At 33.0% G+C, this 15360-nt stretch carries 15 protein-coding genes; 4 read left to right on the plus strand and 11 right to left on the minus strand.

Annotated elements, in window-relative coordinates; translation table 11 throughout:
- Window positions 1-36: 36 nt before the first annotated feature.
- The 3 genes from NMK29_RS16585 to mraZ are packed head-to-tail and all read right to left on the minus strand — an operon-like array spanning window position 37 to window position 1698.
- The gene (locus NMK29_RS16585; protein WP_108801995.1) at window positions 37-348 is read right to left on the minus strand and encodes an FtsL-like putative cell division protein; all 312 of its coding nucleotides are present in this window, start codon (window positions 346-348) and stop codon (window positions 37-39) included.
- Complete coding sequence (gene rsmH / locus NMK29_RS16590; protein WP_108802317.1) at window positions 345-1241, minus strand: 16S rRNA (cytosine(1402)-N(4))-methyltransferase RsmH; 897 nt, start codon at window positions 1239-1241, stop codon at window positions 345-347. Before rsmH ends, NMK29_RS16585 begins: the two co-directional genes overlap by 4 nt.
- Window positions 1228-1698 carry a division/cell wall cluster transcriptional repressor MraZ gene (gene mraZ, locus NMK29_RS16595; protein ID WP_108802318.1) on the minus strand — a complete coding sequence of 157 codons (471 nt, stop codon included), beginning with the start codon at window positions 1696-1698 and terminating at the stop codon, window positions 1228-1230. The genes rsmH and mraZ overlap by 14 nt, the downstream gene beginning before the upstream one ends.
- 304 nt (window positions 1699-2002) lie before the next feature.
- Between mraZ and NMK29_RS16600 the strand changes: the two genes are divergently transcribed.
- The gene (locus NMK29_RS16600) at window positions 2003-2767 is read left to right on the plus strand and encodes an alpha/beta fold hydrolase (protein WP_108801996.1); all 765 of its coding nucleotides are present in this window, start codon (window positions 2003-2005) and stop codon (window positions 2765-2767) included.
- Between the two features lie 11 nt (window positions 2768-2778).
- The gene (gene yihA / locus NMK29_RS16605) at window positions 2779-3384 is read left to right on the plus strand and encodes a ribosome biogenesis GTP-binding protein YihA/YsxC (RefSeq protein WP_108801997.1); all 606 of its coding nucleotides are present in this window, start codon (window positions 2779-2781) and stop codon (window positions 3382-3384) included.
- Here yihA and NMK29_RS16610 read toward each other — a convergent pair.
- From NMK29_RS16610 to gldB, 3 genes are all read right to left on the minus strand, one after another.
- The gene (locus tag NMK29_RS16610) at window positions 3381-3746 is read right to left on the minus strand and encodes a GTPase (protein WP_159092090.1); all 366 of its coding nucleotides are present in this window, start codon (window positions 3744-3746) and stop codon (window positions 3381-3383) included. The genes yihA and NMK29_RS16610 overlap by 4 nt on opposite strands.
- Window positions 3747-3810: 64 nt before the next feature.
- Window positions 3811-4149: a gliding motility protein GldC gene (gldC, locus tag NMK29_RS16615; protein ID WP_108801999.1), complete on the minus strand. Its 339-nt coding sequence runs from the start codon at window positions 4147-4149 to the stop codon at window positions 3811-3813.
- Complete coding sequence (gene gldB / locus NMK29_RS16620) at window positions 4149-5117, minus strand: gliding motility lipoprotein GldB (protein WP_108802000.1); 969 nt, start codon at window positions 5115-5117, stop codon at window positions 4149-4151. The genes gldC and gldB overlap by 1 nt, the downstream gene beginning before the upstream one ends.
- A gap of 162 nt (window positions 5118-5279) precedes the next feature.
- Here gldB and nadE point away from each other — a divergent pair, with 162 nt between their 5' ends.
- Window positions 5280-6068, plus strand: coding sequence for an NAD(+) synthase (gene nadE / locus NMK29_RS16625; protein WP_108802001.1), 789 nt, complete (start codon window positions 5280-5282; stop codon window positions 6066-6068).
- Between the two features lie 145 nt (window positions 6069-6213).
- On the plus strand, window positions 6214-6846 hold the full coding sequence (locus NMK29_RS16630) for a response regulator transcription factor (RefSeq protein ID WP_091407582.1): 633 nt from the start codon (window positions 6214-6216) through the stop codon (window positions 6844-6846).
- Here NMK29_RS16630 and dnaG read toward each other — a convergent pair.
- From dnaG to NMK29_RS16655, 5 genes are all read right to left on the minus strand, one after another.
- Window positions 6843-8804 carry a DNA primase gene (gene dnaG / locus NMK29_RS16635; protein ID WP_108802002.1) on the minus strand — a complete coding sequence of 654 codons (1962 nt, stop codon included), beginning with the start codon at window positions 8802-8804 and terminating at the stop codon, window positions 6843-6845. The two genes, NMK29_RS16630 and dnaG, sit on opposite strands and share 4 nt — an antisense overlap.
- 137 nt (window positions 8805-8941) lie before the next feature.
- Complete coding sequence (locus NMK29_RS16640; RefSeq protein ID WP_159092091.1) at window positions 8942-12232, minus strand: fibronectin type III domain-containing protein; 3291 nt, start codon at window positions 12230-12232, stop codon at window positions 8942-8944.
- 526 nt (window positions 12233-12758) lie between these two features.
- Entirely contained in the window at window positions 12759-13826 is a 1068-nt protein-coding gene (locus NMK29_RS16645) for a DUF5320 domain-containing protein (protein WP_108802004.1), read from the minus strand.
- 75 nt (window positions 13827-13901) lie between these two features.
- Window positions 13902-14747 carry a hypothetical protein gene (locus NMK29_RS16650; protein ID WP_108802005.1) on the minus strand — a complete coding sequence of 282 codons (846 nt, stop codon included), beginning with the start codon at window positions 14745-14747 and terminating at the stop codon, window positions 13902-13904.
- The gene (locus NMK29_RS16655; RefSeq protein WP_108802006.1) at window positions 14728-15297 is read right to left on the minus strand and encodes an RNA polymerase sigma factor; all 570 of its coding nucleotides are present in this window, start codon (window positions 15295-15297) and stop codon (window positions 14728-14730) included. Before NMK29_RS16655 ends, NMK29_RS16650 begins: the two co-directional genes overlap by 20 nt.
- Window positions 15298-15360 lie beyond the last annotated feature (63 nt).

Genomic DNA, 15360 nt, shown 5'->3' on the forward strand with positions numbered 1-15360 from the left:
TCTATTTAATATGTTCTTATCTTTTACTGCCAAAACTTACTCTTTTACTATTATTTTTTGTGGTGGTTTCGTTGGTCTTTTAATTCCTTTTTTTGTCATTTTTTCGATTACAGAAGATTCCATTTTTAACTGCATCAATTCTGTTCGTCCATCTACAAATTGCGTTCTTAACTCCCTAACTTCATTATTAAGTTTTGCAATCTCATGAACTTTACTTTCTGCATTATGCGAACTAGCAATCATAATAATTGCCAAAAACGACAAAAAGAGTAGCATACGCCAATTCTTCATCGCATCATCAGCAATAAGAAATTTTCCTTTTAATATATCGTATACCGTTTGCTTCAAATCTTTTCTGCTATTCTTAGTTTAGCACTTCGCGCTCTATTATTTATTTTAATTTCTTCTTCGTTTGGAACAATCAAACCTCCTACTTTTTTAAAAGGGACTGACACATTACCATACAAATCCTTTTCTGGTTCTCCCTCGAACAATCCGCTTCTGATATACCTCTTTACTAATCTATCTTCTAAAGAATGATATGATATCAAACTTATTCTTCCCCCTTTATCTAATACTTCTTCCGTTTGTATAAGAAACTCCTTAAGAACCTCTATTTCTTGATTCACTTCTATTCTTATAGCCTGATATATCTGCGCTAAAATCTTGTGTTCTTTATGTCTAACCATAAAAGGTTTCAACACCTCTTTTAGCTCCGCGCTAGTCTTAATCGGTCTATCGTTCCTAGAATTAACAATTGCTCTAGCTAGTTTAGGAGCATTTCTTAACTCCCCATACTGCAAAAACATTTTTCTTAAGTCTGATTCATCATATTCATTAACCACATGATAAGCCGATAATTCACCATCTTGATTCATCCTCATATCCAAATCAGCTTCAAATCTGGTAGAGAATCCTCTTTCTGCAACATCAAACTGATGAGAGGAAACTCCAAAATCACCTAAGACTCCATCTACTTTTTTAACCCCGTAAAAACGTAGAAAACGTTTAATGAATCTGAAATTCTCGTTAATTAAAACAAACCTATCATCATCGATTGCATTTAGTAACGCATCTTTATCTTGATCAAAAGCATATAATTTACCATTTGCACCTAATCTCTTTAAAATCTCTCTAGAATGCCCTCCTCCTCCAAAGGTAACATCCACATATACACCATCTGGTTTTATCGCAAGACCGTCAACGGTTTCTTTCAGTAAAACCGGGTTATGATATTCCATCTGTTTCATCATCTAATCCCATTACTTCTTCCGCCAGATCTGCAAAATCAACAGCGGTATCATCTATCACTTTTTCATATTGAGCTTTATCCCATATCTCAATAATATTAACAGCAGATGACAAGACTAATTCTTTAGTAATCCCTGCAAAACTGACTAAATCCTTTGGTATCAAAAGGCGCCCGGTTGAATCTATTTCAACAACTTTAACTCCTGCCGTAAACCTCCGGATGAAATCATTATTTTTCTTTTTGAAGCGGTTTAACTTATTCATCTTTTGCATCAGAAGATTCCATTCTTCCATCGGATACAATTCTAAGCAAGGCTGAAAAACAGCTCTTTTCAACACAAATCCCTCCTGCAAAACAGGAGAAAGTTGTTTTTTAAAAGCTGCAGGTATCATCAGACGCCCCTTAGCATCTGCTTTACATTCGTATGTACCTATAAGATTTACCACTTTTTCTTTCTTACCTCTATAATTAGTCAAATATATTGAAAAATTTACCACTTTTTACCACAATCTACCACATTGTTAATAAGTTGTCATCAAAAACCAGTCAAAGAAGTATGGATCAACATTAATATTTTGTTAATCAACAGAATATTCTTTTAGCTATAAAATCTTGGTTTTGACGTATTCAGGATCAAAAAAAATGACCGATTAAAAAAATCTGAAAAAATCATATCGCACTATTGATAAAAAATCTTCAAACTAATTATGAAAATGCTATATTTGCTTTTAATTCTTGTAAGAACTATTAATGAAGCACGAATTAAAAAAAGACGGAAAATTTAGTTATCTGGAACTCGGAGAAGGCACGCCAATAGTTATTTTACATGGACTAATGGGTGGTCTCAGCAACTTTGATGGTGTAAGTAATTATTTTCCAGAAAATGGATACAAAGTATTGATACCAGAACTTCCTTTGTATGAAATGCCGTTGATAAAAACCAGTGTAGGTACTTTTGCTAAATACCTTAAAGATTTTATCGATCAACTTGGATATAATGAAGTAATTCTTCTAGGAAATTCTCTTGGAGGACATATCGGATTGTTATGCACCAAGATGTTTCCAGAAAAAGTTAAAGCTTTGGTAATTACTGGGAGCTCAGGTCTATATGAAAGTGCGATGGGAGAAAGTTATCCTAAGCGCGGTGACTATGAATACATTAAAGCTAAGGCAGAAAATGTTTTTTATGATCCTGCAATCGCTACCAAAGAAATTGTAGATGAAGTGTACGCAACAGTAAACGATAGAAACAAGTTAATTAGAACACTTGCTATTGCAAAAAGTGCTATTAGACACAATATGGCTAAAGATCTTCCTAATATGAAGACGCCAACCTGCATCATATGGGGTAAAAACGATAATGTCACTCCTCCAGAAGTTGCAGACGATTTCAATAGACTATTACCAGATTCTGACCTTTACTGGATTGACAAGTGTGGACATGCCGCTATGATGGAACACCCTGAGGAATTTAACACTCTATTACATTCTTGGCTTAAAGAACGTAATTTCTAAGGAACAAACTTATGAAGATTAGCAGTGCTGAATTTGTAATGAGTAACAGCGATGTGGCGAAATGTCCTAAAAACAACTTGCCAGAATATGCTTTTATAGGCAGATCAAACGTTGGTAAATCTTCTTTAATTAATATGCTAGCCAGTCGAAAAAGTCTGGCAAAAACTTCTGGTCGACCTGGAAAAACTCAATTAATAAATCATTTTCTAATTAATAAAAATTGGTTTTTAGTCGATTTACCAGGTTATGGTTATGCAAGAGTTTCTAAATCATCTAAAAAAGTATTTCAGAAGTTTATTACTGCATATTTCTCTAAAAGAACTCAGTTAGTATCTGCATTTGTATTAGTAGATTCTAGACATGAGCCACAAAAAATTGATTTAGAATTTATGCAGTGGCTTGGAGAGAATCAAATTCCTTTTTCTATAATTTTTACTAAAGCTGATAAACTCACAAAAACTAAGCTACCAAGCAATATTGAAGCGTACAAAAATGAAATGTTACAATATTGGGAAGAAATGCCTAATTATTTTATTACCTCTTCTTCATCTGGACTCGGCAAAGAAGAAGTACTAAATTACATAGAAGAAATCAATCAGCAAATCGCTAAATCTTAGATTAACTTAACACTAAGAATTTCTATCAGATCTTCTGCTGATTTAATAGATTTTAATTCTTTGGATTTAACCAGAATTTCTAATCCACTCTTTTTTTGTTCTAAGATTACTGGAAATGTAAGTTCTTGATAGTTAGATTTTTTATGCTCCTTCAAAAATTCATTTTTATACAAAAAAATCATTGTATTTGAAGATTTTTCTCTAAATGCTTTCCATGTTTTCTTTTCCGAAAAACTTCCATGAGTCAAATTACAAAGGTCACAAGAATACGTAGATGGGCTTATTATCTTATGAGCAAAATCCAAATACTTATTCCAACCACTGGAATCCGCATTATAAATGAATAAAATTGTCCTTTTCAAAATCAATCTCGCATCTATTTATAATAACAATAGACAATTTAAATTTACTAAACTTACAAAAAAATCATTTTTGCTTAAGCTCTAGTTTCTCTGCAAAGTAATCACAGAAATCTTTCATTGTAGCTGACATTTTTTCGTCTTGTGTCGCTCTATTAAAAGTTTCACTCATAGAAACTAATGTCTGATGAAAAAACACTTTCATTTCATCCACAGGCATATCTTTTGTCCACAAATCAATACGAAGACTTTCTTTACTCTTATTATCCCATACCGATAATAACATAGCTTTGGTTTCTTCATTTTCTATCCCTCCATCCTTTGCGGTCCAATTTAGTTTTTCCGGAACTTTATTCTCATCAAGTTCTATTTCAATTTTGATTTCGGATTTATGCGTGTTTACCATTATCTTGCAGGTTTATATTTAGAAGCGTTAAAAATTGTTTCGGCGTCTGTTAGTAATAATTGACGCAAAGATACATTGTTATTTTTCATATATGAACTAACAATCTTCCAACCTATATACTGACCAACCCTATCTGGTGCTTCTTGATCAATTTCCTCTAAATAGAACTTAGAAAAAGGTCCTGGATATAAAAATCGAGGTAGAAGATCTGCCTCTGTACTATATAATAATTGACGATCAATAAAGTACCTCCAAATTTCTTCTTCATTTGCTTCTATCCAAGCAAACTGATCATCTTTATAAGCCATTTTCTCGCTATCCTCAAAATCCGGCAAAAACAAGTCTTTCAGATACATTTCTTTCCCATAATATATCATATTTGCTAAAAAAGTTCTGTTTCTAGGAAATTCTACTAATTGTCGAGCATAGATTGTAGCTACATCAGGTAAAATCTGAGTCCTAATAAAACGATCTTTTAAATATCCCTGAATACCGCTATAAAAATAATGATCTGATCCTAAATAAGTATCAAGAGAAATAATCAATAAATTATCTGACAATATTACCTTACGTTGGTAATCTACATTAGAGGTAACAGTAATAACTCTAGGCACTGTAACTTCTGGAAAATAATATTTTATATGCTGTAATAATGATTTTAGTTCCTCTTTTTCATTTGTGAAGTTACTGAACTTCTTTTCTACCTCTCGATTAATCTCTAATTGTAACGTATCTTTAGTCTTTTGTATCCAAATACTATCATTATATTTTTCTGGAAACAAAAAAGGATATTTAGATTTTACATCTGTCAAATTCTCAGGTGTCACATCCGCAAAAACTCTATCAAAACGTTCAATCACAATTTCTACAGGTATTCTTGCTATCTCTTCTTCAATTTTATTTTTATCAGCACAAGACCATATTATGCAAAAAATCGCTATTATTTTTAAAAACTTACTATACTTCATTCAAATATTATAATATCTATATAAATAATTACTCTTACTCTTTAACGCTAGCTTTTTTTATTAATTTTATAACCACAAATGTACTATTATCAAATTAGGTTTTATATAATAGTAGTAGTTTAAAGATATATCGTCTTAATAAAGAATTAAAAAATATAAAATATGCAAACTGAAAAAGTAATTGACCACATTGTAAATTGGCTTAAAGATTATGCTACAAATGCAAATATCAATGGTTTTGTTGTAGGAATAAGTGGTGGAATTGACAGTGCAGTTACCTCTTCTTTATGTGCCAAAACTGGACTTAATGTATTATGTGTAGAAATGCCTATACACCAGGCTCAAAGTCAAGTGAATCGTGCACAGGAACACATTTCTCAATTAAAAAAACGTTTTAACAAAGTATCCGACACACGAGTTGATCTTACACCTGTCTTTGAAGAGTTTAAAAAATCCGTTCCAGAAGGTGATTCTGAAAGCCGCTCAAACCTTTCTTTAGCTAACACCAGAGCTAGATTAAGAATGACTACATTATACTATTTAGCAGGTCTAAATAGCTACTTAGTTGCAGGTACTGGAAATAAAGTTGAAGATTTTGGTGTAGGTTTTTATACTAAATATGGTGATGGTGGCGTTGATATAAGTCCAATAGCAGATTTATTAAAGAGCGAGGTTTATGAATTAGCAAAGGTATTGGAAGTACCGGAATCGATACAAACTGCTACTCCGACAGATGGTTTATTTGGAGATAGTAGAAGTGATGAAGATCAGATTGGAGCAAGTTATGATGAACTAGAATGGGCTATGAAAATGAAGGATTTAGGTAAGAAAAGTGATGATTTTTCTGACCGAGAACAAGAAGTTTTCAATATTTATTCTCGTCTAAATACGGTAAACCAACATAAAATGATACCGATTCCTGTCTGTGAAATACCCGTTAATCTGATTTAATTAACGCTTTATCGATAACTTCATAAAAACAAGTTTACGACTGGTAGTTCTTATTAATTTTGCATGGAAAACAAATATCAGAATTACCCCTAGAGATGTTAACCCTTTAAAACAAAAAATTAACATTTATCAATTGTAAACAAGAATGACAAACGTACTAATCGCAGATCATCATCCTATTACTAGAAAAGGGATCGTTTCTTTACTTAGGAACTCTGAAGATTTTGAAATCATCGGAAAAGTAAGTAATGGAAATGAAATGTATGATATTTTGAAATCTAATACTCCGGATATTTTAATCATGGAATTAGACTTGCCGCAGATCAATGGCATTATGGCATTGCGAACCATAAAAAAAGAATTCACAGGAATTAAAGTTATAATTTTTAGTTCTCACCCTGAAGAAATGTACGCACTAAGTGCTATTAAAGCAGGTGCTTCTGCATATTTATCAAAAACCGTTGCTACAAAAACGCTTAAAAAAGCTATCGAACGTGTAGCGCGTGGTGGTATTTATCTTAATGACAACCTAACTCAGCAGTTGGCGAATGGGAACACCAACGAAAATAACATGGTTGTTAAATACAAAAAGCTTTCTTCTCGAGAAATAGAAGTTTTAAATCTTTTATCCTCAGGAAAGCGTAATAAGGATATTGCCAGTACTTTATCTATAAATGAAAAAACGGTAAGTACTTATAAAACAAGATTATTAAAGAAGCTTAAAGTAGACAATCTAGCTGATTTAATTCATCAATCTAGATTACTGCATATCAATTAGATAACTCTATTGAGTTTTCGGTATAATAGTCTTCTTAGAGTATAGTAATTATTTATATCCTCTAAAATATTTCTATTATCTTCAAAATTTTGGGCTTTCACTTCTTGTGAAAGCTCATTTATTTTTTTGTTGATTAAGTATCTACGTAAATTCAGGATTGTATCGGATACATATTGAGAAACAGAATGTTCTTTTTTCTTAACATGTATTTCCATATCTGACCATCTATGAAGTGCATGGCGTTCTTCGTCCATCATAATCTCCGTAATTTCATAAGCTACTTCTGGAGGTATTTGATTTATAAAATGTTCAATCTTAAAATCTTCTTGCTGATTTAATTGATCTATTAATATTTTATACACTTCTTTAAAAGTGCTTTGAGTGAACTCAATTTCATCTTCTTGAAGATCCAAATATATTTTCTCAAAAACTTTGGTAGTGTACAATTCTGGCTCTAAAAACAACTCTCCTTCATCATTTTCTTTCATCACTAAATCCTCAAATTCCTCTTCATTAGTACCATATAATAGTAGGATTTCAATAATTTTTTTCTCTAAACCATTTTGCTCATTAATCTTAGGTTGTTGCTGAGTTTGTTGTTTTACAATTTCTAAAGGTTTCTCTGACTGCTTCTGCTGTTTTCGTTGATCTTTGATATCAACATTTCTGAGTTGAGCTAAAGTATCGAATAGCACATCTTCTGAGATATCCATAATACGAGAACACTCTTGTACATAAATTTCTCTTTTAATTACATCAGGGATTTTAGAAATACTAACAACCATATCTCTAACCAATTCAGCTTTCTTAATGGGATCCGTTTTAGATTCTTCCTGAAGTAATGAAGCTTTAAACCTAATAAAATCCTGAGCATTTTCCTGAAGATAAACAGTCAATTCCTCTAAAGTATTCTGTTTTGCAAAACTATCGGGATCTTCGCCATCTGGAAAGCTACAAACTTTTACATTCATCCCTTGTTCTAGGATCAAATCGATACCTCTTATTGATGCTCGCATACCAGCAGCATCCCCATCAAATAAAACTGTAATATTTTTAGTTAACCTATTTATTAATCTAATTTGATCCGAAGTCAGTGCTGTTCCAGATGAAGAAACAACGTTCTTCACTCCTACTTGATGAAACTGAATCACATCGGTATATCCTTCTACAAGAAAACAATTATCCTCTTTTGCTATAGATTGTTTTGCATGGTAGATACCATAAAGTACCTTACTTTTATGATAAATATCACTCTCGGGAGAATTTAAATATTTTGCAGCTTTCTTCTCATTGGTCAAGATTCGTCCTCCAAAACCTAATACTCGACCAGACATAGACTGAATAGGAAACATAACTCTTCCCTTAAATCGATCAAACTGTTTTTCTTCCTTAATTATAGTAAGGCCTGTTTTTTCTAAAAACTCAAGCTTGTATCCTTTTCTAATAGCTTCAGACGTGAAAGCATCCCAGATATCAGGAGAATACCCAAGTCCAAACTTTTGTATAGTTTCGGTCGTAAACCCTCTTTCTTTAAAATAAGATAATCCGATAGCCTTACCTTGTTCTGATTTATGTAAAATATTCTGAAAAAAAGTATTAGCAAATTCGCTAACGAGATACATACTTTCTCTCTCATTAGCTTGTTCTTTTTGCTCATCGGTTTGCTCCGTCTCCTCAATTTCTATATTATATTTTTTAGCTAGATATTTTATCGCTTCGGGATAGGTAAAATGCTCATGTTCCATAAGAAATGCAACCACATTACCACCTTTGCCACTTGAAAAATCTTTCCATATTTGTTTAACAGGCGATACCATAAAAGAAGGGGTTCGCTCTTCACTAAAAGGGCTCAACCCTTTAAAATTACTACCCGATTTTTTTAGCTGGACAAAATCTCCTATTACTTCTTCTAATCGTGCAGCTTCAAATACAGCATCTATGGTTGATTTATGAATCATTAAGTAAAAAACATAACATTATATAACCAACAAAAATAACATAATTAATAGATTCATTCCTTTCTAATAATATAAACAAAGAGGCTGCCTTAAAAAAGACAGCCTCCTTGTGGCTAAATTATATTTCTAAATGATTATTATTCAGCAACAACAAATTTCCTAGTTATCTCTAATTCTTCCTTATTAGAAACAAAACGAATGAAATATGTTCCTAAAGATAAGTTACTTATATCAATTTGCTTTTGAGTTCCTTGGTTCGAAATTTCTTTTACCAATTGACCATACATAGAGAATATCTTAACATTATCAATTGATCTATTCCCTGTAGCTACATTAAGAGTTCCAGTAGCAGGAATAGGATAAATTTTGAAAGCATCAGCATCTTCTGATCTTAGATCACTTAATGGATAAGTATCTATTCTAGCTCCTGATCCTTCTACACAGAAATCAGTAGCCTCAGAAGCTGCAAATTCTCCTCCACTTACAATAGTACCGGCATCACTAGATAGTGTATATGAACCGTTTCCGAAACCACAGCAAATTCCATCGCCAAATGAATCAGAAATTGTAAATGTATAGGTGCCATTTCCTAAGTCCGAAATAGTCTCAGTAACAGTAGATCCGTCAGGATTAGCTGTAGAATAACTCTCAGAAGCAACTACACTTCCTTCAGAATCTGTTAACGTCCAAGAAGTTTCTTGTGGATAGTTGTCAAAAGTAATACTTAAGGTAACATCTCCAGAAACACAGTCTCCACCACCTGTTCCGCCATCAGCAGTTACTTGCACATTATCTATTGCAGCATCAGCTCTCCACGTACCACCGGTCACTCTATTAAATCTTAATTGTACACCTGTACCTGCATAATCAGCTAAATCAATACTAGCGGTTTGCCAAGAATTACCTTGGTTTCCACTTCTTGTCCAAATACTAGCCCAAGTTACACCTTCATCATTACTCGCTTCTACACTAAGAGATCCAAAGTCATTTGCACCAAACATATGATATTGGAATGAGAAAGAAGCAGAAGTTGCTCCTGTAAGATCAAAACAAGGAGATGTTAAAATCGCTTGCTTATCAGGAAATCCTGTACCACTACCTGAAGCCTCTACATATATATAATTAGATCCATCTACAGCACTAGAAGGACCTGTTCTATTTGATGGAGTTCCATCGGCATCAACAGTCCAATCAAGATCATCACCTGAATCTTGTGTCCAATCTCCAAGACCAGCCTCAAAACTTTCTGAATAAGGAGGCAATACACCACCTAAACATCCAGAAGCAGCTGGTGTTGTTACACTTGTTGCATCACTTGCTACAGATTCATTTCCTGCAGCATCTTTTGCAATAACTGTAAATTCATAAGTAGTTTCTGCAGTTAACCCTGTAATTACAACAGTAGTATCAGAAACTGTAGCTACTACTACACCATCCTGTAATACATCATATTCTGCTACACCTACATTATCGGTTGAAGCATCCCAACTAAGCGTTGTTTGACCTGCAGTAGTATTCGAAGCAGTCAAATTCCCAGGAGCAGTTGGAGCTTCTGTATCTGGAGCTTCTGTAGTTACTGATAGTGCTGCACTAGCTGCGGATTCATTTCCTGCAGCATCTTTTGCTACAACAGTAAAATCATAAGACGTAGATGGTGTTAATCCAGTTATATCAGCAGAAGCTGTAGCCACTGTAGATACTAAAGTTCCATCTTGAAATACATCATATGCTGTAACTCCAATATTATCTGTAGAAGCATCCCAACTAATAGTTGTAGAAACATCCGTAGTACTAGAAGCTACTAAGTTCGTTGGAACCGTTGGAGCCTCTGTATCTGGAGTATCTGGCTCTAGTTTAAAAGCAACTACATGACTTCTTCTAACATTAGGAGCTGGTCCTTTCATATATTCACCAATATGCCAAAAGGTCATATCATCTGTAGGATCAATAGTCATTTGAGCATAATCCCCATAACGTCCATCACCTCTGTTATTTTGAGCATCACCATCAACAACACTTTGTTCCACAAGTGTCATTGTTCCCACTGGATCACTTGCTAATCGTCCAGTATATCGTATTGATGTAAATACAGTACTACTTACTACTGTATAAGCAAGACCGATATTACCTTGCGCATCTTGTGCTATACTACCACAGAAAGCACTCAAACCATCTGGTTGCACATAAGTACCTTCTTGGAAAATAGTCCATGGTTGTCCATCTCCAGTTTGTCTCAACTCATACCAACGAATACCTGCAAGACTATCTGTACCATCTAAATCAACTACAAAATTTAATACAATAGAATTATGCGTTCCAAAACGTCTATAATTCGTCATATACATCATAGTAGCCTGTAATGCATCTATATCAGGACCATTTCCTGGCTCGTCAAGATTTTGAAAAGAACCATTATCAAATACACTATCAAAAGGTGTAGTATCAATTTCTTGAGGCTGAGAAATAGTTGAATTGGCAATATTTGTCCAATCCACATCAGTTGTCCATACTTTAATGTGATCCTGAGACACTCCTGCCCATGCATCATCTTGTAAATATAAAATTGAATGTCCTACTCCAACTGGTGGTAAATTAGGACCTGTAGAATTTGATCCACCTGGGCTATAAAAACCACTTGTTGAAACGCCTGGTAATGGAAAGCCTACAAATTGAGCATTTGGATCTCCGGCTAACATTAAATCTCTTTCTAAAGCATATACTACTTGACTAGTATCAGCTGAATTTTGATCTTTGTTAGCTGTGATATAATATCCATCGCTCCAAATAGATAGTTTTTCATAATCTGGGAATGATCCTGTATTAAATCGATAAGTAAACCACCCATCATTCACTGGATCAGGTCCTTGCCCTATCGCTAGCAAAATACCATTTGGAGTATTACTGAATTCCATAATGATAAATCTATCTGCATAGTTATCATATACCACTATAGGATCTCCTAAAGTTTCACCAGGAAATAAAGTACCTAAAGATGCTTCTGGCACCAATACATTACCTGATCTATCTAAAATACCAAAACCTGAGTTAAATGCATATACATAATGATTTGGTCCAATAGCACCAGTAGGATCATTTAATACTGTACCAATATGCGCATCAAAAGAAGCAACTTCTGTACTAGTAGCAGTTCTGGTAGTGTTATTTTTTTGTCTGGCCATTAAAGGATCATTCTGACCAGCGGCCGGTATTCCTTTTCCTGGAACAAAAGTATTGGTTCCTAACCTTTTTGGTGGAGCGGTATGTTCCATTCCCTTGGCAGCAATGATATTATCCATTTTTGACAATGCGGGTACGCTTCTCACGTATTCAGCTTTACCTAACAAGCTGGCTTTTTGGGGGTTTTGTTGAGCTATAAGCCCAAGACTACAAAGCATAAAAAATGCTACATAATAGAATTGTGTTTTCATATCTAAAATTTGGTTAACAGTTACATAGTTATACACCAATTTTTAGCATAAGTAGTATTTCAAAAACTTGTACTTGGGCAAATACAAGCCTGACTGGACTATTAAAAAACCTTTATAATTTGACTATCAAAAGGGATTCTAAATATATACTATTTAGATTAAGAATAAAAAAAAATACATGTCATAAAATACTTACAATCAACAACTTACTTTAAAACCGTAACCTTTTTAAGGTATATATCTTCATTTTTATATTTAACAGTTAACGATTTATTGTTTATTATTTAACAAAAATAAAACTACTCTACTTTTCATAGTATTTTAATAGAGTATTCTCGACACCTTGTTAAACCACAATAAAATAGCTCATACATTTTTTTGAAAACAAAAAAGAGTTGTGATTACACACAACTCTTTTCCCCATAAAAAATGGTTAACACTTAAAAAATAAATTATAATGAAATTTGCTCCTCCTCCAATTCTAAAATAAAAAACGAATAGAGAACCCTACCGATTATGGTTATTATCAAAGGTCAAAACGCAACCCTAATGACACATTGTTCTGATCAACAGCAGCATTTTTGAAGATTGGAGATAAATCATACTTGGCATATATAGACATGTCACCAAAACCAATATAGGTACTTAATCCATATATTAAATCGCTAGTATTATAGTCTCTCTTAATTTTATCTTTAATTCTATCTCCATCTTCCTTATATTTTAATTTTTGTCTTGTACTAATATTCGCTCCTACATATCCTCCTAATCCAATTCTAAATTTTCCATGTGTTTCGAACCTTAATTTTTCTTCTGTTTCTACTTTTTTTGAAGCTCCAAATTCTAAATGTAAAGGCACTACGATATTATCCATCCTAAATTTAGATTTATCCAACTCTACTCTAAATTCTTCTAACTCCGTTTGATCACCATTTTGAACAAAGTATCTATTATCTGTTGGCTTCAACCCATTAGATTGATATGAAATCCCATATTTGACTCTCATAAAGTTTGAATTTTTAAACACTCTGGTCTTCCAAGCCAGCCCTATCTCAAAAAACCGACTACCAGCTATTTTGTAATCAGAATCGTCTAATGATTGCCCATCGACTATCGCATTATTTAATCCAAAAGCCACTACTAAATCAGAATATGTTCGTCTATCATATCTTACCTTGGCCTTCTTTCCATTTTTCACATTAATACCAAATAATATATCTCCATCATCCCTATCTTTTGATCCCAGACCAATAGACAATTTGGTTTTATCATTTAAATAATTAGTGTCATTTCGTTCTAATAATGCTATTTGATTATCAATAATCACTAATCTATTTTCGATATTTAGTGCATGTTTTTGGGCTGCAATTTCTTTTAATTCTTGAGCCTTTTCTGTAGTTAATTCTCCTTTTACCAATCGCTCATTAATAGCCTCTACTTCTTTCTTTAAACTCTCTTTTTCAGATACTACTATTTCTTCTTTTTGCTGTTTTAATATTTCTATTTCCTCTGAATTATCTACATCCTGCGCATTTAAAAAATGAACACTAAGGGACATGGTCGTTAACACGACATACATTACTATTGTTCTCATAAAAATTTGATTTCTACTTACTCCTCCCTCTCAAATTAGAGAGGGAATTAGTAAGAATTGATTGATGAATGTTTATTAATTATCTCTCTCAGCAACGGTTGTTTTTAATTTTTCAAAACCTGTTTTAAGCGCTTCAAAAACACGATTTTTAAAAGATTCATCAAGTTCTGATTCTACGTCTAGAAGCAAAGCCGATGCACTTACCGTATTTGATTTTAAAATTTGTTGTGTTGTGATTTCAAGTTGAGCTTTTCGTAGTAACGCCTCTATCTCTTGATCAGTAACTTTTTTATTGTTTTTTTCAAGTTCTTTTATCTGAGCTACCAAACTAGAAACCTTACTTTCTATAAGCTCTGTAGTTATATCCAGGGAATTGCTTTCTTCAATTAATTTGCTATTAATTGTATCTGTTCTCAAGGTTATAGCTTCATTTGTTTTTTCTTCAAAGATATTTTCGGGAATTACTATGTGATCACTCTTTGGAGTTTCTTTTTTAACATTCTCATATTTTTTCGTTCCCGTAGTTTCTTCTTTCTTTAGGTCAGTTACAACTATTTCAGTTACTTCCTTTTTAGTTTCTTTTTTATTCTCAATGATATTGGATACTTGTTCAGACTCTATACTTTCCTCTACTACATCCACATCTTTTAACATATCTTGGTTAAAATCCTCTTCTGTAACATCAACAAATTGAGGATTCGATGGTTTTATTTCGGTATTAGATCGAATAAAAAATGTCGTTACAATTAATAATCCTACAAAACTTGCCGCAATACCAACCCACCAATACTTTTTAATTTTTTTTTGACCTGGTTGGCTATCTAATTTTTCCTCTAATTTATCCCAAGACCCGTGAGACGGACGTATTGAACGCTGCTCCAACTTCTCTTTTATACTATCTTCAAATTTTAATGGCGCCATTACTAATCTTATTTTGTTGGTTTAACTTTTGCTGTAGCATTTTCCTTGCTTTAAAAAGTTGAGACTTTGATGTACCCTCACTAATTTCAAGCATTTTAGCAATCTCACTATGTTTGTACCCTTCTACAGCATACAATACAAACACCATTTTATATCCTTCTGGCAAACTATCTATCAAATCCTGAATTTGCTCTACTCCTAACTCTATATTTATATTATTCCAGGACTCTTCATTATGATAAGCAATATCTTCTGTGAAAACTACTTGCTTTTGTTTTCTTAAAAACGATATTGATTCATTTACCATTATCCTTCTTATCCACCCTTCAAAACTTCCTTCGAAATTAAACTGTTTTAAGTTTGTAAATACTTTTAAAAAGCCACTTAGCATTACTTCTTCTGCGTGATGAATATCTCTTACATAACGACGACATACTCCCAGCATTTTTGCTGAATGTTTTTCATATAACTGATGCTGAGCATCTCTATGCTTGTTTGCAGCTTTTTTTATCAGCTGTGTTTCGTTTTTATAAAACTGAATAACTTTCAAAGTAAAATCAATTATTTAAGACTCTCTATTTACATAGACGCAATTAAATTCAAAAAGGTTGTC

The sequence above is a fragment of the Aquimarina sp. Aq107 genome, assembly GCF_943733665.1.
Taxonomy (GTDB): domain Bacteria; phylum Bacteroidota; class Bacteroidia; order Flavobacteriales; family Flavobacteriaceae; genus Aquimarina.